14 protein-coding genes are annotated in these 21,503 nt (G+C 36.2%); 6 read left to right on the top strand and 8 right to left on the bottom strand.

The window, feature by feature from the left end; genetic code table 11:
- Positions 1–9 precede the first annotated feature (9 nt).
- The 6 genes from ACWPWK_RS16295 to serC form a co-directional block, all read right to left on the bottom strand.
- Positions 10–2,361 carry a DNA internalization-related competence protein ComEC/Rec2 gene (locus ACWPWK_RS16295; protein ID WP_348271747.1) on the bottom strand — a complete coding sequence of 784 codons (2,352 nt, stop codon included), beginning with the start codon at positions 2,359–2,361 and terminating at the stop codon, positions 10–12.
- A gap of 430 nt (positions 2,362–2,791) precedes the next feature.
- Positions 2,792–3,079: an integration host factor subunit beta gene (gene ihfB, locus ACWPWK_RS16290; RefSeq protein ID WP_006537420.1), complete on the bottom strand. Its 288-nt coding sequence runs from the start codon at positions 3,077–3,079 to the stop codon at positions 2,792–2,794.
- Positions 3,080–3,143: 64 nt separating this feature from the next.
- On the bottom strand, positions 3,144–4,817 hold the full coding sequence (gene rpsA / locus ACWPWK_RS16285; protein ID WP_006537421.1) for a 30S ribosomal protein S1: 1,674 nt from the start codon (positions 4,815–4,817) through the stop codon (positions 3,144–3,146).
- Positions 4,818–4,990: 173 nt separating this feature from the next.
- On the bottom strand, positions 4,991–5,677 hold the full coding sequence (cmk, locus tag ACWPWK_RS16280; protein ID WP_098943727.1) for a (d)CMP kinase: 687 nt from the start codon (positions 5,675–5,677) through the stop codon (positions 4,991–4,993).
- 312 nt (positions 5,678–5,989) lie between these two features.
- Entirely contained in the window at positions 5,990–7,276 is a 1,287-nt protein-coding gene (gene aroA, locus ACWPWK_RS16275; RefSeq protein ID WP_109373523.1) for a 3-phosphoshikimate 1-carboxyvinyltransferase, read from the bottom strand.
- A gap of 196 nt (positions 7,277–7,472) precedes the next feature.
- Positions 7,473–8,561 carry a 3-phosphoserine/phosphohydroxythreonine transaminase gene (gene serC, locus ACWPWK_RS16270; RefSeq protein ID WP_109373522.1) on the bottom strand — a complete coding sequence of 363 codons (1,089 nt, stop codon included), beginning with the start codon at positions 8,559–8,561 and terminating at the stop codon, positions 7,473–7,475.
- Positions 8,562–8,697: 136 nt separating this feature from the next.
- On the opposite strand from serC, the gene ACWPWK_RS16265 reads away from it, so the two are divergent.
- Positions 8,698–10,131 carry an MFS transporter gene (locus ACWPWK_RS16265; protein ID WP_109373521.1) on the top strand — a complete coding sequence of 478 codons (1,434 nt, stop codon included), beginning with the start codon at positions 8,698–8,700 and terminating at the stop codon, positions 10,129–10,131.
- 70 nt (positions 10,132–10,201) lie between these two features.
- On the opposite strand, the gene ansB is transcribed toward ACWPWK_RS16265, so the two are convergent.
- Positions 10,202–11,239 (bottom strand): L-asparaginase 2, encoded by a 1,038-nt coding sequence (gene ansB, locus ACWPWK_RS16260; protein WP_109373520.1) that lies wholly within the window; start codon positions 11,237–11,239, stop codon positions 10,202–10,204.
- A 230-nt stretch (positions 11,240–11,469) separates the two neighbouring features.
- Here ansB and ycaO point away from each other — a divergent pair, with 230 nt between their 5' ends.
- From ycaO to ACWPWK_RS16235, 5 genes are all read left to right on the top strand, one after another.
- Positions 11,470–13,227, top strand: coding sequence for a 30S ribosomal protein S12 methylthiotransferase accessory factor YcaO (ycaO, locus tag ACWPWK_RS16255; protein ID WP_109373519.1), 1,758 nt, complete (start codon positions 11,470–11,472; stop codon positions 13,225–13,227).
- A 672-nt stretch (positions 13,228–13,899) separates the two neighbouring features.
- Complete coding sequence (gene focA / locus ACWPWK_RS16250) at positions 13,900–14,754, top strand: formate transporter FocA (RefSeq protein WP_100159566.1); 855 nt, start codon at positions 13,900–13,902, stop codon at positions 14,752–14,754.
- Positions 14,755–14,808: 54 nt separating this feature from the next.
- The gene (gene pflB / locus ACWPWK_RS16245) at positions 14,809–17,091 is read left to right on the top strand and encodes a formate C-acetyltransferase (protein WP_160230117.1); all 2,283 of its coding nucleotides are present in this window, start codon (positions 14,809–14,811) and stop codon (positions 17,089–17,091) included.
- Between the two features lie 108 nt (positions 17,092–17,199).
- A complete protein-coding gene (pflA, locus tag ACWPWK_RS16240; RefSeq protein ID WP_023581312.1) occupies positions 17,200–17,940 on the top strand; it encodes a pyruvate formate lyase 1-activating protein in 741 nt (246 codons plus the stop codon).
- Between the two features lie 298 nt (positions 17,941–18,238).
- Positions 18,239–19,135 (top strand): BPSS1780 family membrane protein, encoded by an 897-nt coding sequence (locus tag ACWPWK_RS16235; protein WP_109373517.1) that lies wholly within the window; start codon positions 18,239–18,241, stop codon positions 19,133–19,135.
- Between the two features lie 107 nt (positions 19,136–19,242).
- On the opposite strand, the gene ACWPWK_RS16230 is transcribed toward ACWPWK_RS16235, so the two are convergent.
- Positions 19,243–21,366 (bottom strand): pentapeptide repeat-containing protein, encoded by a 2,124-nt coding sequence (locus tag ACWPWK_RS16230; RefSeq protein WP_109373516.1) that lies wholly within the window; start codon positions 21,364–21,366, stop codon positions 19,243–19,245.
- Between the last annotated feature and the right edge of the window lie 137 nt (positions 21,367–21,503).

The following is a 21,503-nucleotide window of genomic DNA, read 5'->3' as shown; positions in this document are numbered from 1 at the left end:
CCGGACATTCTACTCGGGAAACGTCAAAACACCAAACCACTGATGATACCAACGAGGTAAAATATCTCGTCTATAGGTAAATACATCAATAATATCTTGATTAAACTCGATAGAAACTTGCCCACTAATAGAGGTTGTTAGCCAATTAATAGCTTCTTTTTTATAGCGATGATGTACTTTATCAGAAGGTAAACGCCAAGGGCTATAACGAGCAGCAGAAACGAGTGCAATTTTTGGTGATATAGCTTGAATAAACATCAATGTGGATGATGTTTGACTACCATGATGAGGGACTTGTAAAACATCTGCTTTCAGTTGTTCTTTTTTTACTCTTACCAATTGAGCTTCAGCTTCTTTCTCTATATCTCCAGTCAAAAGAATATTGTGTTTACCATCGCTGACATTAATTACACAGGATTGATTATTCTTCGGAGAAAGTGATTTATTCGGTGGCCATAATGCATCAAATTGAAGCTCTTTCCACTGCCATGATTTATTGCTTAAGCAAGGTAAATGCGAAGGATCGTCAAAACTACTACGAATGCTTAAGTTAGGATAAGCTTTTATTAAATCTTTAATACCACCCGTATGATCAAGATGATCATGACTAATTATCAATGCAACGGGTTTAAGTCGAAGGCTTTTTAAATAAGGAATAATGACACTTTTTGCAATTGAACCACCACTTTTCCAACGTATTCCAGTGTCATAAATAATTGCCTCTCCTTCTTTTTCAATAATAACCGCTAAACCATGCCCAACATCTAGCATAGACATTCGCCATTGATAGCGTGAAGAAGCGGCGAATTCACAATATAAAATAGTAGCAATAGCCACAATACAAATAAAATGATGATACCACCATGACATTTTGATGACTAAAATAATACCAATTCCCAAAAATCCTAATAATAAGGGGATAGCGCCGCTATCTTGCCAAAATGGTAAAAATAATGGAGCACACCAAAAAGCAAGGTTAATTGAAAGATCAACCCAATGCCAAATTATCGGTTGGAAAAATGAGAGAAAAAATGTCAATAATCCAAGCATTATTAATGGTACGGTAATAAAAGAAATAATAGGAACCGCCCATAAATTAACAATAAAACTAAAAAAATTAGCACCATTAAATAAATATAATTGAAATGGTAATAAAATAATTAATAAACCAAATTGTAAATGTACTAATCTTAAAATAAACCACCGTTTTTGATAATTATATTTAGTTTTTAATGGGTACATCCAATACCAAAAAATGATGGCGAATATAGCAGAAAATGAGAGCCAGAAACTGGCTGAAAGTATAGAAAGAGGTTCAGCAATAAGAATGAGTGCAGCACTCCAAAGTGCCCATTGCCAAGATAAAAATAATCGGCTCCCCCAATGCAAAATCACCCAAACGGTTAATCCAATAACAGCTCTTGTTGCTGGTATTCCCCAACCCGATAACGCGGCATAGAAAACACCACATAGCCAAGCTATAACTAATGGAAACTGTGGGTTAATCCATCTGATAGGAAAAAGAAATTGAATACCTCTTGCAATAACCCAACCAGCAAAGGCAGCTAAACCTATATGTAAACCCGATATCACAATTAAATGTGCAATGCCTGTTTTCATATAGAGCTCTTTTTTTTCAGGTTCGATATATCGCTTATCACCTAAGACTAAAGCAATTATTTCACCTTTATTTTTTGTTGTTTGCCAATAAGCTGAGATGGTCTGAATAAGCTGAGTACGCAGTGATATATCATCTCGGATAAACTTAGCCGTCATCACTTTACCCGTTAGAGTTTCTTTCATAGAAACGGCATATTTTTGGCTATCAAACCCACCTTCATTTAAATAGCTATGTACAGCTCTGAATTGAATCTTAAACTTCCAATATTGCCCTACCGCTATATTTTTAGGCGGATTTCGCCAATACACGTTAGCATAAACAGATGATGAAAAGAGCGTTTTTTTCGTAATAGGTATTTTGATAATAATATTACCATCTGCTAATTGGCGATATTCCATAACTTTGGTTTCAAATATTGCCATATTATCAGCAAACTGTTCCGTTCTCGTCATTAACGATGACGCAACCATATTTGAATAAACCCAGAAAAACAGAAATATTGCTAAAAATCGGAATGAGCAAAAAGGAAAAAATAATAGAAATAGAGCAACTAGAATAATAATAGAATAAATAGTTTGGCTAAAAAGTGTATGTTGAGCTAATAATGGCAAGCAACCTAATATCATTGCTAAAGCAATATTATCTAAAGTTAACTTTGTGAAATAGAGTTTTTGAAAATAGGCTGAATGAGAGTACCTACGTTTTATTGATAACACCCTTAACTCAAAAAAATTTATCATTTGATTCAATAAAATCATTTTCAGCATCCTTACCTTCAATTATTCTTTAAATATCATGATATTACCATTCAATTAAAGAAAGACTTTTAGGTCATTTTTTAGAGATGCTTTATGAAAAGAAAAAGATCTCTTGTTGCATACAATGAATTTTGAGAAGAAACTCGTAAAAAGCAAAACAACTAAGTGATACAGGTAATTAAATAGAGAAATTACAACTAAAGCAGAATACAGTAGTAAAGAAGAAGTAAGAAAGGTAGGTACTAGTGGGATAAAGTAAATAGAGCAAATCAATCAATTCAAGATCAGAGATTGAAGAGAATTAGGAAGCAGAAAATACGCTAAAAGTCATAATAATTGGTAATAAAAAAACGGCACCTAAGCACCGTTTTTGAGAAAGTTAACTAACATCGTGCCATTTCGACAGGAGTTATTATTCCGTATAAATATTTACACGGTCACGTAACTCTTTACCTGGCTTAAAGTGTGGAACGTATTTACCTTCCAGATCTACTTTATCACCAGTCTTCGGGTTACGACCCGTACGCGGCGCACGGTAGTGTAGAGAAAAACTGCCGAATCCGCGGACTTCGATACGCTCACCATCAGCTAAAGTATCAGCCATATGATCAAGCATTTCTTTTACAGCTTCTTCAACCGTCTTAGCCGAAAGATGAGATTGTAGGCCTGCAAGTCTCTCGATTAACTCAGACTTGGTCATATTACCTCCCTAAACTACCGATAAATAGGCAACGATTAACGTTGCCTTCCGTTAATAACTTAAATTATTCGCCTTTAGCTGCTTTGAAAGCTTCAGCCATAGCGTTGTTTGAAAAACCAACTTCTTCTTTGTTGTTTACAGAAGCGATAGCGTCTTTCTCGTCTGCTTCGTCCTTAGCACGAACAGATAAGTTGATAACGCGGTTTTTACGGTCAACGCCAGTGTATTTAGCTTCTACAGCTTCGCCAACATTCAGAACCAGAGTTGCATCTTCAACGCGGTCACGTGAAGCTTCTGAAGCACGCAGGTAACCTTCAACACCGTCAGCTAATTCTACAGTTGCGCCTTTAGCGTCAACAGCAGTTACTTTACCAGAAACAATAGCACCTTTTTTGTGAGCAGACAGGTAATTATTGAATGGATCTTCTGATAATTGTTTAACGCCCAGTGAGATACGTTCACGTTCAGCATCAACTTGCAGAACTACAGCAGCGATTTCGTCGCCTTTTTTGTATTCACGAACTGCTTCTTCACCTGCAACATTCCAAGAAATGTCAGATAAATGAACCAGACCATCAATACCGCCGTCTAAACCGATGAAGATACCGAAGTCAGTGATAGACTTGATTTTACCTTCAACACGGTCGTTCTTGTTGTGAGTTTCTGCGAACTGCTGCCATGGGTTAGATTTGCACTGTTTCAGACCCAGTGAAATACGACGACGTTCTTCATCGATGTCAAGAACCATAACTTCAACAACATCACCAACGTTAACAACTTTAGATGGGTGAATGTTTTTGTTAGTCCAATCCATTTCAGAAACGTGTACCAGACCTTCAACGCCTTCTTCGATTTCTACGAAGCAACCGTAATCAGTCAGGTTAGTTACACGACCAGTCAGTTTAGTACCTTCTGGATAACGTTTAGCGATAGCTACCCATGGATCTTCGCCCAGTTGTTTCAGACCTAATGATACGCGAGTACGTTCACGGTCGAATTTCAGGACTTTAACAGTGATTTCGTCGCCAACATTGACAATTTCGCTTGGGTGTTTAACACGTTTCCAAGCCATGTCAGTGATGTGCAGTAAGCCGTCAACACCGCCCAGATCAACGAATGCACCGTAGTCAGTAAGGTTCTTAACGATACCTTTAACTTCCATGCCTTCTTGCAGGTTTTCTAATAACTGATCGCGTTCTGCGCTGTTTTCAGATTCGATAACCGCACGACGAGACACAACAACGTTGTTACGTTTTTGGTCTAATTTGATGACTTTGAACTCAAGCTCTTTGTTTTCCAGATGAGTTGTATCGCGAACTGGGCGAACGTCTACCAGTGAACCTGGTAAGAACGCACGAATGCCGTTCAGTTCAACAGTGAAACCACCTTTAACTTTACCGTTGATGATACCAACAACAGTTTCGTTTTCTTCGTAAGCTTTTTCCAGCATCAGCCACGCTTCGTGACGTTTAGCTTTCTCACGAGACAGAACGGTTTCACCGAAGCCATCTTCAACCGCGTCCAGAGCAACATCAATTTCGTCGCCCACTTGGATTTCTAATTCGCCTTGAGCGTTTTTGAATTGTTCTACAGGAATAGCAGATTCTGATTTCAGACCTGCATCAACCAGAACAACGTCTTTATCGATAGCAACTACAACGCCGCGAACGATAGCGCCAGGACGAGTTTCGATTGTTTTTAGGGATTCTTCAAAGAGTTGAGCAAAAGATTCTGTCATGTTAATGATCTTCAAGTAAATTTAATTAACGTCCATTTAGCATCCGGCCGAATGGGGTTGTTTCACATACCTCGTTACATCCTTTGTGACAAGGTCATCGGGCATTGTTGTGTTTTCATTAACACGTCAACCCGATTTTGATAATTACCTAGTATAAACGAAATAAAAATTAATTACGCTGATAATTGCAGATTTTTTTTAGCATAAGTCAACGATTTTTCAATGACTTCGTCAATAGACAAGCTTGTAGAATCGAGAATTAATGCATCTTTCGCCGCAACAAGTGGCGCAACAGCGCGATTCCGGTCACGGTAATCGCGTTCTTTTATCTCGGATAAAAGGCGCTCAAAGTTAACATTAAAGCCCTTTTCCTGCAACTGTAACATGCGACGACGCGCGCGCTCTTCTGCACTCGCTTCTAGAAATATTTTTACTTGAGCATCAGGAAAAACAATTGTGCCCATATCTCGACCATCTGCAATTAAGCCCGGCGCTGTACGAAATGCGCGCTGACGACGCAGTAATGCTTCTCTTACACGAGGAAAAGTCGCAGCTTGTGATGCCGTATTCCCAACTGTTTCTGTTCGAATTTCAGTTGAAACATCTTCACCTTCAAGAATGACACTTAAGCCATTCTCATTAGGAATAAAACGTACATCTAAATTTGCAGCCAGGGGAACTAAAGCATCTTCTGAGGTGATATCAACATGGTGATGTAAAGCCGCTAATGCCAATACACGATAAATAGCGCCAGAATCGAGTAAATGCCAGCCAAACGCTTTCGCTAATGCTTGGCATAATGTTCCTTTACCTGCTCCGCTAGGCCCATCAACAGTTATAACAGGGACGATAACCGCCATGAGTTTCTCCTTTTCGTGGGCACTGCATTTCTGTATTTGTTGCTCTTATTACATTGATATAATAGGCATTGTATTCAAACAGAGAAAAACAGTATTAATATATGCGCGACATTATACGCATACAATGTATAGGAAGAAACAAGCAGATAAGCACTAAAGGGTCTTATTTAATATTATTTTTTCGAGATAGTGTATTTTTTAGAAAAATTAATCTAATCACAATAAAAAATCGGCAGTATTGTTCTTCAAAAAGTCCAATACTACCGATTTAATTGATTTAATTTTGACTCATTTTAATTAATGATTTTCACATTAATTATTACGTTGAGAAAGTGTTTCTAATTTCTCAAAATAATCAGGGAAGGTTTTTGCAGTACATCCTGGATCAAGAATAGTAATTGGCGTATCTGAAAGTGCCACCAGCGAAAAACACATCGCAATGCGGTGATCATTATAAGTTTCGATATTCGCAGTGGTTAACTGTTTTGGTGGCGTTACTTTTAAGTAGTCGTGCCCTTCTTCAACTATCGCACCCACTTTTTGTAACTCTGCTGCCATTGCCGCTAATCGGTCAGTTTCTTTTACACGCCAGTTATAGATATTACGGATAACAGTCTCACCTTCAGCAAAAAGTGCCGTGGTAGCAATGGTCATTGCTGCATCAGGGATAGTATTCATATCCATATCAATGCCTTTTAACGTTCCACGCTCACACTCTATATAGTCATCACCCCAGCGTACTTTTGCGCCCATTTTTTCAAGCACAGAAGCAAAATGGATATCCCCTTGTAAGCTATTTTTACCTATACCTGTAACTCGTACAGTGCCACCTTTAATGGCAGCAGCGGCTAAAAAGTAAGAAGCAGATGAAGCATCACCTTCTACAAGGTACTTTTCTGGTGATTGATATTGCTGTCCACCTTTTATAACAAAGCGTTGGTAGTCTTGGTTTTCAATTTTTCCACCAAAGGTATTAATTAATGCTAAGGTAATATCAATGTAAGGTTTTGATACTAATTCGCCTTTAATGGTGATAATCGTATCTTGCTCAGCTAAAGGTGCCGTCATTAATAATGCAGTCAAAAATTGGCTAGAAACACGCCCATCAACCTCAACATTACCACCTAAAAAACCACCACATAGGCGAATTGGCGGATAATCTGCCTGTTCAAGGTAGTCAATTTTTGCGCCACCTTGGCGTAAAGCGTCAACTAAATGCCCAATTGGACGCTCTTTCATACGAGGTTCACCCGTAAGAATAATATCGTGCTCACCAAGACTTAATGCAGCCGCTAATGGGCGCATTGCTGTACCTGCATTACCTAAAAAGAGCTCTAATGGCGAATTGGTTTTAAACTTTCCCTCTAGCCCTTCAATATCACATACCGTATTGTTATTTGATAATTGATATTGCACACCTAACGCTTTTAATGCATTAAGCATATGACGAATATCATCACTATCTAATAAGTTGGTTAGACGAGTTTTACCTTTAGCTAAAGCCGCTAATAACAACGCACGGTTAGAGACACTTTTTGATCCTGGTAAATTAATAACACCTTCGATATGAGCGATAGGTTGTAATGTTAACGATTCCATAAACAGGTAAAAACTCCAATAGACAAATAAATTAAGAGGGATGTTATTTGATTAAATATAAAATTATTTAGATACTTATATTTTTATTTATTAATTCTGCACTAAGTAATTCAATTTTAATTATTAACATCTTGAATATTGAATAAATAAGAAAACCTGTATGTTAAGCAGGCTTTCTTATTCTAAATTTTATTTATTACGCATGGCGACGTTCAAAATCAGCCATAAAGTCAACTAATGCTTGAACACCTTCCAATGGCATTGCGTTATAAATTGAAGCACGCATACCACCTGATACACGGTGACCTTTTAATGCGACTAAACCTTGTGCTTCTGCCTCTTTTAGGAATACAGAATCCAACTCAGGAGAAGACATTTGGAAAGGTACATTCATTAGTGAACGATTCTCTGTGGCAACACGATTGATATAGAAATCACTATTATCAATTGCACTATAAAGAAGCGCTGCTTTTTCATAGTTACGTTTTGCCATCTCTTGCAAACCACCTTGCTCTTTCAGCCATTTAAAGACCATACCTGATAAATACCAAGCAAAGGTAGGTGGTGTATTAAACATGGAATCATTTTCAGCAAGCACAGTGTAATCAAACACGGAAGGCGTTTCTTTACGCGCTTTACCTAATAGATCTTCACGAATAATGACAATCGTTAAACCCGCAGGACCAATATTCTTTTGTGCACCCGCGTAGATAACACCAAAACGGCTAACATCTATCGGTTGAGATAAAATAGAAGATGAATAGTCAGCAATAACAATTTTGCTGTCATCAAAATCTGGCTCTTCATGAATGGCAATACCATCAATGGTTTCATTTGGGCAATAATGCACATAAGCAGCATCAGCACTTAATTGCCACTCTTTCATTGGCTTAACGCCAATTTTGCCATCAACTTCTGTTTTAATTTTAATGATATTCGGCGAACAATATTTTTCAGCTTCTTCGGCTGCACTTTTAGCCCAATAACCACCATCAATATAATCAGCGCTTGCTTTATCGCCTAATAAATTGAGAGGTAAAGCAGCAAAATGGCCACGAGCACCACCGTGGCAAAAAAGAATTTTATAGTTTTCTGGCACATTGAGAAGATCGCGAAGATCTTGTTCTGCCTGATGAGCAACCTCAAGAAACTCTTTACTGCGGTGGCTAATTTCCATAACCGAACGCCCAAGTTCATGCCAGTTGCATAATTCTAATTCTGCACGACGAAGGACTTCTGCCGGTAACATAGCCGGACCTGCACTAAAGTTATATACCTGACTCATTCAAATTCACCCTATCTGAATATGTTTTTACAAAATGACCTTTATCGGTTGTATCATTCCCGTTAAATTGGCGCAATGATTATTGTGAACTAACGCATAATATGCAGAACATAAAAATAATGGTTAGGAGTGTTTTATGTCGGGGAGTGTAAATAAAAAAGAAGAAGCGAGCTGGGGAATGCTTCTTCATGGAAAAAATAGTCTAAAATCGCTCGCTTTAGCAGGAGGTGTCGCATTACACGCAATTAATGTCTATATTACAATCACAACGCTACCTTCAATTGTACGTGATATTGGTGGACTTAATTTATATGCATGGAACACCACTGTTTTTATTCTGGCTTCAATTCTCTCTTCTGCATTAACTTCTCGATTACTGAGCGTACTTGCACCCCGCAATAGTTATCTTTTTGCCACAATTTGCTTTTTAGCAGGTTCTGTTATTTGTGCGACAGCACCCTCAATGCAGATATTACTTTTAGGGCGATTTATTCAAGGAGCTGGCGGAGGAATGTTGCTGGCACTTGCTTACTCTTTAGTCCGAGTGATGTTTCCTCAACCTCTTTGGTCTAGAGCCATGGCATTAATGTCTAGCATGTGGGGAATATCGACACTATTAGGTCCTGCACTAGGGGGAATATTTGCTGAATATGATGTTTGGCGCGGTGCATTTTGGTCTATTTTATTTGTAGGTATTCCTTACGCTATTTTATTATTTACTATTCTTCCTACCGAAAATAATGCCGATAATATCGTCGCGAAAACGCCATTACCTTATCAACAACTTATTTTATTAATGCTTGCTGTATTATCTATTTCTATTGGTAGTCTTTATAACGTTATTTTATATAACACCTTATCCTTTGTATTTGCTTTTATCTTTATTCTCCTGTTAGTCAATATTGATAAAAAATCAAATGATGGCTTATTTCCTAAAGGGACATTTTCTTTTTCTGCACCGTTAGCACCCATATATCTCACAATGGCTTTATTAGGGATTAGTGTACAAACAGAAGTCTTTGTGCCCTATTTCTTGCAAATTATCCATAATGTTACCCCACTACTTTCAGGTTATTTAGCGGCATTGGTTGGTGCGGGTTGGTCTTTCTCTGCCATTATGTCTTCATCAAGTAAACAATCTACTGCACAGCGGTTAATGCATTTTGGCCCAATGATTAATTTTTCAGCCATTGTGATCCTCGGTTTATTTATCTCTAATGTTTTAACCGTACCTTATGGGCAGATTATCATTATTTGTATCGCTCTCTTTTTTACAGGTGCCGGAATTGGTATGGCATGGCCTCATTATTTAACCCGTGTTTTACACGTTTCTCAGGGACAAGAAGCTCAAAAAGCGGCAACATCCATTACCACTATCCAATTGTTTTCAACAGCTGTCGGTGCATCTATTTCAGGGACTGTGGTTAATATGGCAGGGTTAACAGATCCAGGAGGTATTCTTGGCGCGCAAAATGCTGCACATTGGCTGTTTATTGTGTTTGCTTTTACGCCGTTTGTGGCGTTTTTTACAGCGAAAGTTGTGGTATCTAGCGCTAAAAAGAATCAATGAATATGATGTGATTTTTTAATATAACAAAGCCTCACGAATGAGGCCTTGTTATTATTTAGACTAGTTTAACTTAATACTTTTCAAAATTTTCTTGAATTTTTGCAGGATCTTGAGTTTCAGTCAGTGATAACTGTAATAACACTCTCGCTTTTTGTGGGTTTAAGCGCTCTGACGCGATAAAGCCATATTTTGCATCATCTACTTCACCATTTTGGGTGGTAAATCCTACTGGCACACGGCTTGCACGAACCACTGCAACACCTTTTTTCGCGCCATCAGCTAAGGTATTAAAAATATCAGTATATAAGTTACCGTTACCTACACCAGCACTAACAATACCTTTGTAGCCATTATCAATAAAGGCTTTTGCTGGTAAATCAGACGCATTGGAGTAGTTATAAACAATACCAACTTTTGGCAATTCGGTTAGTTTGCTCACATCAAATGCGGCTTTATCTGCACGAGGCAATGCCGCAGTATAATAATGAACCTTACCGTTATGCACATAACCTTGAGCACCTGCGTTAACAGGCTGGAATGCTTGTACTTCAGTAGTATTCATTTTAACAACGTCTTTACCACTAATCACCGCGTTATTCATAGTGACTAACACACCACGATTTTCAGAGGCTTTATCACTGGCAATCACAACCGCATTAAATAAGTTTAAAGGGCCTTCAGCGCCTAATGCCGTAGCAGGACGCATTGCACCTACCATTACAACAGGTTTTTTACAAGCAGTTGTTAAATCAAGAAAATAAGCTGTTTCCTCCATGGTATCAGTACCATGTGTTATCACGAATCCGTCGGTTTTATCGCAATCTTCATTAATTTTTTTAGCGAGTTTTAACCAAACTTGGTCATTCATGTCTTGAGAACCGATATTAACGACTTGCTCACCTTTTAAATTAGCCACTTGCTTCGCTTCAGGCACTGCATTGATCAACACATCAATGCCTAATTTACCTGCCGTATAGCTAGACTGTGTTGCTGAATCACCGCCGCCTGCAATCGTTCCACCTGTTGCAAGAATAGTGACATTAGGCAAAGCGAAAACAGAACCACTGATTACAGCTAACAAACTGGCAAGCAATGTTTTCTTCATCATTTTTTTCGATCCCTTATGAATTAATAAATAAATCTAATTATGATGATTTTTAATTATCAATTCCGTGATAAATCAAACGAATTTATTAAAAAAACTCATATATCAAATAAATAATGAGGTTTCTATATAGTTAGTTATTTTTCGTCATAAGAAATCGTTAGTGCATTACAGGGGATTTCAGTATCATGTGCCCCCTAACTATCACCAGCAAAATATTGATGAAACCTGCCATGTCACAAACATTTATTCCTGGCAAAGATGCCGCACTGGAAGATTCTATCGCTAGCTTTCAGCAAAAATTAACCGACTTAGGATTTAACATTGAAGAAGCTTCATGGTTAAACCCTGTTCCAAACGTTTGGTCTGTTCATATTCGCGATAAAGATTGTCCTTTATGTTTTACTAACGGTAAAGGCGCCAGCAAAAAGGCGGCATTAGCCTCTGCTCTAGGCGAATACTTTGAACGTCTTTCAACCAATTATTTCTTCTCTGATTTCTGGTTAGGTGCTGATATTGCAGAAGGTGAATTTGTTCATTATCCAAGTGAAAAATGGTTCCCACTAACAGAAGATGATTCTGTTCCCGCAGGCTTATTAGATGCGCGTTTACGCGAATTTTATGATCCTGAAGGTGAATTATGTGGTAGTGAGTTAGTTGATTTACAATCAAGTAATCATGATCGCGGAATCTGTGCTCTGCCATTTATACGTCAATCTGATGAAAAACCTGTTTATATTCCTGTAAACATTATTGCTAATTTATATGCTTCTAATGGCATGTCAGCGGGAAATACAAAGAATGAAGCACGAGTTCAAGGGCTTTCTGAAGTTTTTGAACGTTATGTAAAAAATCGCATTATCACTGAAAGAATTAGCTTACCTGAAATTCCTAAAGAAGTTTTAGCTCGCTACCCTGCTGTTATTGAAGCGATTGAAACATTAGAGCAAGAAGGTTTCCCAATCTTTAGTTTTGATGCCTCTTTAGGCGGTCAATTCCCTGTTATTTGTGTCGTGTTATTCAACCCACAAAATGGTACCTGTTTTGCCTCTTTTGGTGCTCACCCTGATTTTGGTGTGGCTTTAGAGCGTACTGTCACTGAATTATTGCAAGGTCGCAGCCTTAAAGATCTCGATGTCTTTAATCCGCCAAGCTTTGATGATGAAGAAGTTGGTGATCATACTAACCTTGAAACACACTTTATTGATTCAAGTGGTTTAATTAGTTGGGATCTATTTAAGAAAGATGCCGATTACGCATTTGTTGACTGGAACTTCAGTGGTACGACAGAAGAAGAGTTCCATACCTTAATGTCACTTTGCCAGCAGTGTGATGCAGATGTCTATATCATGGACTACTCACACCTAGGTGTTTACGCTTGCCGTATTTTAGTACCGGGCTTATCTGATATTTATCCTGCTGAGGATTTACAATTAGCCAATAACATTATGGGTGTACATTGGCGTGACACCATTCTTTCTCTACCAACGAGCGAAGGCACTAAAGAAGAGTATCTTTCTCTTATTGGTCAATTTGATGAAGATGGTTTAGATGACTTTACACGTATCAGAGAGATGATTGGTATTGCTCCGGGTAAAGATAATGGTTGGAGCCATTTGCGTGTAGGTGAATTAAAATCAATGTTAGCTCTTGCGGGGGGCGATCTTGATCAAGCGCTCGTTTGGGTTGAATGGACTCAAGACTTTAATGCTTCTTTATTTACGCCAGAGCGTCAAAACTATTATCGCTGTTTACACAATCTCTTATTATTACAACAAGAGACTGAACGTGAACCAGAACAATATATGTACGCATTTTCTCGTATGTATGGCGAAAAAACATTACAAGCAGCCTTAAATGCAATACAAGGCAAACAAGCATTTTACGGATTACAAACTATTGATCCTGATTTAGCTAATTTACCTGTTCATCAGTCGTTACTTGCTGCCTATGAGAAATTACAGAAAGCAAAACGTCAATCGACTAAATAAACCTATTTTGTTTAAGGTTATTTATTAAATAATAATTAATTTTAACTGAATAATAAGCGCATATTTAAATTGAAACACTCTATTGAAAAGTAGAGTGTTTTATTTTGCTAAAAATAAAATATTGACAGATTTGTCAATATGACAAATTTGCCATCTGACAAAATTGTCAAAATATGGCAAAAGTGACGATTTAAGGCATTTAATATGACACTATAAATACATATTGAACTTTTACACTAAGAATATTACTTAAATATAGTTTAAATTGCTATTTGTTTAACCAGATCTCAAAAATTAAAAAACCTTATTTTTATAATGGGTATATGTCTGGAGTAATCATTAAAGATTAACCACAAATAAAGTAATGTTTATATTTATGACAAAAGTAAATAAGGCGTTAAATTTAATTTTTAATTCTTAACATACGGGGTTTAAATAATACTTTATATTTACTTTCTACTTTATTTATCCAGCTAGTCTAAAATTTTTTGATAATTTTTAAAAAATTTTTTCATTTTATTAATCAAATAGTTATAGCCAAAATAGCGGGTTTTTACGCACTAAAAACGGGATTCTAATGAGCGACCATGATCCATATCAATTTTAGAAGTAAGCCCCTTTGCTACTATTATTGCGTGCTATAATTATTCCAACATATAAGAGAGTGTTAGTATGAAAGCTGACAGCCCTTTTAATTTATTATCACCTGCGGATATGGCAAAAGTTGCCGATGATGCATGTTGTTATAAAGCAAATAAACATATTCCAACGACTTACTTATCTGCATTTACCGCGGGTATGTTTATATCAATTGCTTTTGTTTTTTATATTACTGCTACTACAGGTACCGCATCTGTTCCATTTGGGCTGGCTAAATTAGTCGGTGGGATCTGCTTCTCTCTGGGGTTAATGCTCGTCGTCGTTTGTGGCGCTGACTTATTCACCTCTACTGTTCTTACTATTATTCCTAAAGCAACTGGACGTATATCTTGGGGCAAAATGTTTGCAAACTGGATAAATGTCTATCTTGGTAACTTTGTTGGCGCACTCTTTTTTGTCGCCTTAATGTGGTTCGCAGGTCAGCATATGGCAGCGAATGGGCTTTGGGGGCTTAATGTCTTACAAACAGCACAACATAAAGTTGAACACACTTTTATTGAAGCCGTTTGTTTAGGTATTTTAGCTAACTTAATGGTTTGTCTTGCAGTTTGGATGAGCTATGCAGGTCGTACACTAATTGATAAACTCTTTGCATTAATTTTACCTATCGGTATGTTCGTTGCTAGTGGTTTTGAGCACAGTATCGCTAACATGTTCCTTATCCCTTTAGGTATTGTTATTAAGAATTTTGCACCCGCAGAATTCTGGACTAAAGTAGGTGCATCACCCGAACAATTTTCGGATTTAACAGTTTCGAATTTCCTCGCTGACAATTTATTACCTGTCACTATCGGTAACATTATTGGCGGAGCAGTCCTAGTCGGTTTGGTATACTGGTTAATGCATCTGCGTGGCGATAAACATTAATCCACGCAGGTATGACTGATTTCTTAAGTTCCATTGTAAAAAGGTAGAAGTATCATGTCTGATTTAAATGAAAAATTTGCTGAAGCATGGAAAGGTTTTTCTGAAGGTGAATGGCAGAACAATGTTAACGTTCGTGACTTTATCCAAAAAAACTACACTCCATATGAAGGCGACGAATCTTTCCTAGCAGGTTCCACTAAAGCAACTGATACACTTTGGGAACAAGTTATGGAAGGCATCAAAATCGAAAACCGCACGCATGCGCCGGTTGATTTTGATACTTCTGTTGCTTCAACTATCACATCTCACGATGCGGGTTATATCTCTAAAGATTTAGAACAAATCGTAGGTTTACAGACTGATGCACCTCTGAAACGTGCGATCATCCCATTCGGTGGTATCCGTATGGTTGAAAGTTCTTGCCACGCTTACAACCGTGAGCTGGACCCAGAACTGAAAAAAATCTTTACTGATTACCGTAAAACTCACAACCAAGGCGTTTTCGATGTTTATACTCCAGACATCATGAAATGCCGTAAATCTGGTATCTTAACAGGTTTACCAGATGCATATGGTCGTGGTCGTATTATCGGTGACTACCGTCGTGTTGCACTGTATGGTATTGAGTTCCTGCGTAAAGATAAATTTGCCCAATTCACCTCTTTACAAGAAAGAATGGAAAAAGGCGAAGATCTGGAAATGACTATCCAACTGCGTGAAGAAATCGCAGAGCAGCACGCTGCTTTAGGTCAAATCCAAGAAATGGCTGCGAAATACGGTTACGATATTTCTCGCCCAGCGCAAAACGCAAAAGAAGCAGTACAATGGACTTACTTCGGTTACTTAGCCGCTGTTAAATCTCAAAACGGTGCTGCAATGTCATTTGGTCGTGTATCTACATTCTTAGATATCTACATCCAACGTGATATTGAAGCAGGTTTACTGACAGAAGAACAAGCTCAGGAATTAATTGACCACTTAGTCATGAAATTACGTATGGTTCGTTTCTTACGTACTCCTGAATATGATGAACTGTTCTCTGGTGACCCAATCTGGGCAACAGAATCTTTAGCAGGTATGGGTTTAGATGGCCGTACTCTGGTAACTAAGAATACTTTCCGTTTCTTAAATACCCTGTACACAATGGGTCCATCACCAGAACCAAACATGACCATCCTGTGGTCAGAACAACTGCCTATCAACTTCAAAAAATATGCAGCTAAAGTCTCAATCGATACTTCTTCAATCCAGTACGAAAATGATGACTTAATGCGTCCTGACTTCGACAGCGATGACTATGCAATCGCATGTTGTGTTAGCCCAATGGTTGTTGGTAAACAAATGCAGTTCTTCGGTGCTCGTGCGAACTTAGCGAAAACCTTACTGTATACCATCAATGGTGGTGTTGACGAAAAACTGAAAATCCAAGTAGGTCCAAAACATGCTCCAATCATGGACGAAGTATTAAACTTCGATACTGTGATGAACCAAATGGATCACTTTATGGATTGGTTAGCAACTCAGTACGTAACTGCGCTGAACGTTATCCACTACATGCACGATAAATACAGCTATGAAGCAGCTCTGATGGCACTTCATGATCGTGACGTATATCGTACAATGGCATGTGGTATCGCAGGTCTGTCTGTTGCTGCTGACTCACTGTCTGCAATCAAATATGCAAAAGTTTCTCCAATCCGTGATGAAAACGGCTTAGCAGTTGACTTTAAAATTGATGGCGAATACCCACAATTTGGTAACAACGATTCTCGTGTAGATGACATCGCTTGTGACTTAGTTGAACGTTTCATGAAGAAAATTCAGAAACTGCGTACATACCGTAATGCGGTACCTACACAGTCAATCCTGACTATCACTTCAAACGTTGTTTACGGTAAGAAAACAGGTAATACTCCAGACGGTCGTCGTGCAGGCGCACCATTCGGACCAGGTGCTAACCCAATGCACGGTCGTGACCAAAAAGGTGCGGTAGCTTCTCTGACTTCTGTTGCGAAACTGCCATTTGCTTATGCGAAAGATGGTATTTCTTACACCTTCTCAATCGTACCTAATGCATTAGGTAAAGATGATGATGTTCGTAAAGCAAACCTTGCGGGTCTGATGGATGGTTACTTCCACCACGAAGCGGGTATCGAAGGTGGTCAACACCTGAACGTCAACGTGATGAACCGTGAAATGCTGTTAGAAGCAATGGAAGATCCTGAGAAATATCCTCAGTTAACTATCCGTGTTTCTGGTTATGCAGTTCGCTTTAACTCACTGACTAAAGAGCAACAGCAAGACGTTATCACCCGTACATTCACACAAACAATGTAATAAAGATAACTATATGCATTTATTTACTGAGAAAGTAGATAAAATCGCTTAGAATAAAGGCCCCTACTTTGGGGCCTTTTTATTAGACAGTTTTGGAGTAACCCTGTTATGTCCGTACTTGGTCGTATCCACTCATTTGAATCCTGCGGTACTGTTGACGGTCCCGGAATACGTTTCATTGTTTTCTTTCAAGGATGCCTAATGAGATGCCTCTATTGTCACAACCGTGACACATGGGATACTCATGGTGGGCAAATCGTCACAGTTGATGAACTAATGAAAGAGGCGGTTACCTATCGTCATTTTATGAATGCTTCTGGCGGCGGTGTTACTGCTTCAGGTGGCGAAGCAATTTTGCAAGCAGAGTTTGTGCGCGATTGGTTCCGCGCTTGTCAAAAAGAAAATATCCATACCTGCTTAGATACTAACGGCTTTGTTCGTCGTTATGATCCCGTTATTGATGAATTAATGGATGCCACTGACTTAGTGATGCTCGACCTAAAACAAGTCAACGATGAGATCCACCAGAAACTGGTTGGTGTATCAAACCAGCGTACACTTGAATTCGCACGTTATTTAGCAAAGCGAGGCCAAAAAACATGGGTTCGTTATGTGGTTGTACCGGGTTGGTCTGATGATGATGATTCTGCTCATCGTTTAGGCGAATTTATTAAAGATATGAAAAATATCGAAAAAGTAGAACTTCTTCCTTACCACGAACTCGGCAAACATAAATGGGTAGCTTTAGGAGAAGAATACAAGCTAGATGGCATTCATCCACCGTCAAAAGAGACGATGGAAAATGTAAAATCAATTCTTGAATCTTACGGTCATAAAGTGATCTACTAAGCTTTTCTACTTAAGGTTAATTTAAGAAGCAGCACATTAAAGTGCTGCTTTTTGTTTTCATATAATTAAAAATATCCCAAACAAATAAAGTTATTTTTTAATGAGATGAAGTTAACTTAAATTATTTAAATCATTTTGTATTAATTAAAGAATATCTGTCCCCACAAATAAAAATATACATTCTAAGATTATCCTTAACCTATATTAAGTTGAATACAGTTGATTAATAACAAAACAAAAAGATATTATAGAAGGCTTATATTTATAAACTAAAGATATTGGGATTAAGGTACAGGAAATGGAACAAGACAATAATTCATCGCTAACAGAGCCACAAGAGGTATTTACGCCTATTCCTCAAGCACGAGGTGCCTCAGGCGGAGTACGTTGGTTAGGACTGGGATGGGATTTAATAAAAGAACGTTTTTGGATGTGGGTAGGCGTTATTATTATCTACTTTATCGTTAGTCTTATTATATCGACCATTCTTGGATTTATTCCGCTAATAGGTCCAATCATATCACCTTTTATTACTACTGTATTAGCTACAGGCCTTATTGCCATTGCCCATCAGCAGTATGAAACCCAACGGATGGACGTTGATAATCTATTCTTTGGTTTTTATAACAAACGCTATCTAAGTATAATGGGCGCTTACGGCATCAGTTTCCTTATTTTGCTGTTTGGGATTATTCTCGCGGTTATTATCTCTGGTGCAGCCATGATGGACGTTATCTATGCGGCTTCTAGTGATTATTCTGAAGAAATTATTGCTGAAATGATGGCAGATAACACATCAGGTTTTACTCTATTTATCATTATTATTGCTATTTTCGGTACAATTAGTACTGCTGCATATTGGTTTGTCCCTGCGTTGGTATTAGTAAACGGTTATAAAGCGCTCCCTGCTGTTAAAGCGAGCCTTTCGGCAGTAAAAATAAATTTAGCTGGTGGGTTCTTCTTCTTTATTTTACTGCTATTTATTCTGGTCGTGAGTATTATTCCATTTGGTTTAGGGTTATTAATTACTATTCCTCTTTCTTACACTGCGATGTATGGCTCTTATCGTGACGTTTTTTATCACCATAATGTAGGCAACCAAGGAAATAATGGTGGAATTGGCGGAAATGGTGGAAATGGAACGATTTCTCTTAATAAAACCGCTGAATCCAATATTGGTAAATTAGTCAGTTAATCTTCGATTTAATTGATTAAAACGAAAAAATAATGTTTTTTGCTTGCACTCCAACAGTTAATTAGTAAAGTTGGAGTGCGTTTTATTTCTCTTATTTTGACTAATTATTATCTCCAATGTAACGGTATGATTTTATAAAATATATCTTTGAAGTGTTCTTTTCCATAATGATTCATTATTGAAAAAAGTACATCCGTACATTGAAACATTTTATTCATTCCTAATAGTCTATCGCTCCATTCTTTAAAGTTTTTTCCCATTAATTTTGGATTTAATTCATTAGCCTTACTCATTAAAGCATAAGCATACATTCTTAATATTTCAGGTGAATCTGAATCGTTGCCAAATACAGAGCTTGATGAATATTTAACAATTAAAGCAGAAAGACTTAATAAATATTGAGATTTCAATTCTTTACTTACCAAAGTAATATCAAAAAGTTCACAAAGTTTTTGATAATGTTCAATAGTTAGAGAACTTTTTTTAATATTACCATCTGAAGCATTTAAAAATGGCTTAAATATTTTACTTAACTTTTCTTGTTCTTGAATATTAATAAGCTTTTCATTAGAAAAAGGCTTCATACCTATTAAAACAGAGTGAAATTGTTCATAAAAATCACTTGATTTAAATAATGACAACCACTTATTAGATTCAATTTTATTGGCCATCTTGTTATAACAATTTGTAAAAATAACAAAATCAGGTATAGTACTTATTTCTGACATTATAAAACCATTAAATAACTCATAATAATTAATATTATTAATTTTCTCACAATCATTATTAATATAAAGATAAAACCTAGTAAAACTAGTATTAGTTTCCATATTATTATTAAATAAAACATTAACTATATCTTCATGACTAATAATTATTTTTTTATCTTTATTGTTATTTATTAAAATATAATTAAAACTGTTTTTATCATACCAGTCAACCTTTCTATCACCACAATCAATATCATTTTCTTGAACAAAAGATTTTATCTCCTCAAGATCAAGATATTTATCATATAACACTCTTGCTCTATCTCTAATATTTTGATTTTCATGATAAAGTGATAATACCATTAGCTTAATAAATTTATCATTTTCTTGTAGCATAAATTTTTTCAGCTTATCATTGTCATAATTATTAATTAGATCTAAATGAAAAGATAAAAAATCAGGGGATAATTTATCAATAGAATTACTATATTCATCATCAAAATAGGAACTATATAAAATATCAGTAATAAATTTTTTAATTATTTTATTTTTACAAAAATATTGATTAGAGAATAAATTTTCTATTATAAAGTCTGCTGATAACCCTATATTATTATCACCATCATGACCATTATAATTATATAAAATAGTACACTGTATTTTTAAAATCAGAGCGCTCATCAATGATGTTTTTATTTCATTATATTTATCATTTATTGAACTAATGGTTTCAAATAGAGTTTTTTTATTTTTCATTAAAGGAATATTGTCAATATCAATTTCTATTTTTGCATTATCAAGTGTCGAATTTTCAAAATTAGCACTTTTTACCTTAATTGTTGCATTACTTAAGTCACTATTTATAAAGTTTACATTTTCTATATTTGAAAATAAAAAATCAGCGTTGGTTAAATTACAATGATTAAACGTTGAATTTTTTATTGTTGAAGCATGAAAATAAGATTTAGTTAATTTACAATCCGTAAATATTGATTCATTTATATTACATTTTTCAAATTGTGAAGAACATATATTCGCGTCATTAATATTAACATTTTTAATGTTAAAACTATTAAATTTATCATTATTAATTTTTTTATTTTCAAATAAAAAATCCATTAAATCTTCATTTATAAAATGATTAACATCCTTATTGGTTGATTGATATATTCCCACTCTATTTTTATAATTTCCTATGATCTTTTTTTGTGGACTATTTTTTATTTTTTTATTGGTTAATAATCTTTTTAATCCAACTATAAATTTATATTCACACGCATATTCTATTTTAATTTCATTTAATTTTAAAAATAAAGACTCATAATTTTTTATTTTTTCTTGAATAAGATAGGTATCATTAGGATCTTTTTTTAATTTTAATTTCTTACTTGTTAATTTTACTGTTAATATTTTATTAGCAAGATTAAAATTACGGATAGATGGACTCTTCTCTGCGAGATCAACCGCTAAAATCGCATCTTGTTTTATTTTAACTTTTAAATACATAAATAGATTATTCATAACCCTCACCAATGTATATTTTAAAGTAATAAAAAACACACGTTTTGTTCTTAATTATTAATTGATATATAATTAAAAATATATGATTTGTTGTTTTTATAATTAGATAATTTTAATTTATTAACTATAATAAAATA

The sequence above is a fragment of the Proteus sp. Marseille-Q3619 genome, assembly GCF_965283115.1.
Note: the sequence above shows the minus strand (reverse complement) of the source record. Positions and strands in the feature narration are given on the sequence as shown.

Bases quoted from the DNA above. Each gene is read 5' to 3' on its own strand.
- rpsA (WP_006537421.1), bottom strand. From the start codon at position 4,817: ATGACAGAATCTTTTGCTCAACTCTTTGAAGAATCCCTAAAAACAATC.
- ycaO (WP_109373519.1), top strand. From the start codon at position 11,470: ATGTCACAAACATTTATTCCTGGCAAAGATGCCGCACTGGAAGATTCT.
- pflB (WP_160230117.1), top strand. From the start codon at position 14,809: ATGTCTGATTTAAATGAAAAATTTGCTGAAGCATGGAAAGGTTTTTCT.
- ACWPWK_RS16295 (WP_348271747.1), bottom strand. From the start codon at position 2,361: ATGATAAATTTTTTTGAGTTAAGGGTGTTATCAATAAAACGTAGGTAC.
- ACWPWK_RS16230 (WP_109373516.1), bottom strand. From the start codon at position 21,366: ATGAATAATCTATTTATGTATTTAAAAGTTAAAATAAAACAAGATGCG.
- ACWPWK_RS16235 (WP_109373517.1), top strand. From the start codon at position 18,239: ATGGAACAAGACAATAATTCATCGCTAACAGAGCCACAAGAGGTATTT.
- cmk (WP_098943727.1), bottom strand. From the start codon at position 5,677: ATGGCGGTTATCGTCCCTGTTATAACTGTTGATGGGCCTAGCGGAGCA.
- ihfB (WP_006537420.1), bottom strand. From the start codon at position 3,079: ATGACCAAGTCTGAGTTAATCGAGAGACTTGCAGGCCTACAATCTCAT.
- ACWPWK_RS16265 (WP_109373521.1), top strand. From the start codon at position 8,698: ATGTCGGGGAGTGTAAATAAAAAAGAAGAAGCGAGCTGGGGAATGCTT.
- focA (WP_100159566.1), top strand. From the start codon at position 13,900: ATGAAAGCTGACAGCCCTTTTAATTTATTATCACCTGCGGATATGGCA.
- serC (WP_109373522.1), bottom strand. From the start codon at position 8,561: ATGAGTCAGGTATATAACTTTAGTGCAGGTCCGGCTATGTTACCGGCA.
- pflA (WP_023581312.1), top strand. From the start codon at position 17,200: ATGTCCGTACTTGGTCGTATCCACTCATTTGAATCCTGCGGTACTGTT.
- ansB (WP_109373520.1), bottom strand. From the start codon at position 11,239: ATGATGAAGAAAACATTGCTTGCCAGTTTGTTAGCTGTAATCAGTGGT.
- aroA (WP_109373523.1), bottom strand. From the start codon at position 7,276: ATGGAATCGTTAACATTACAACCTATCGCTCATATCGAAGGTGTTATT.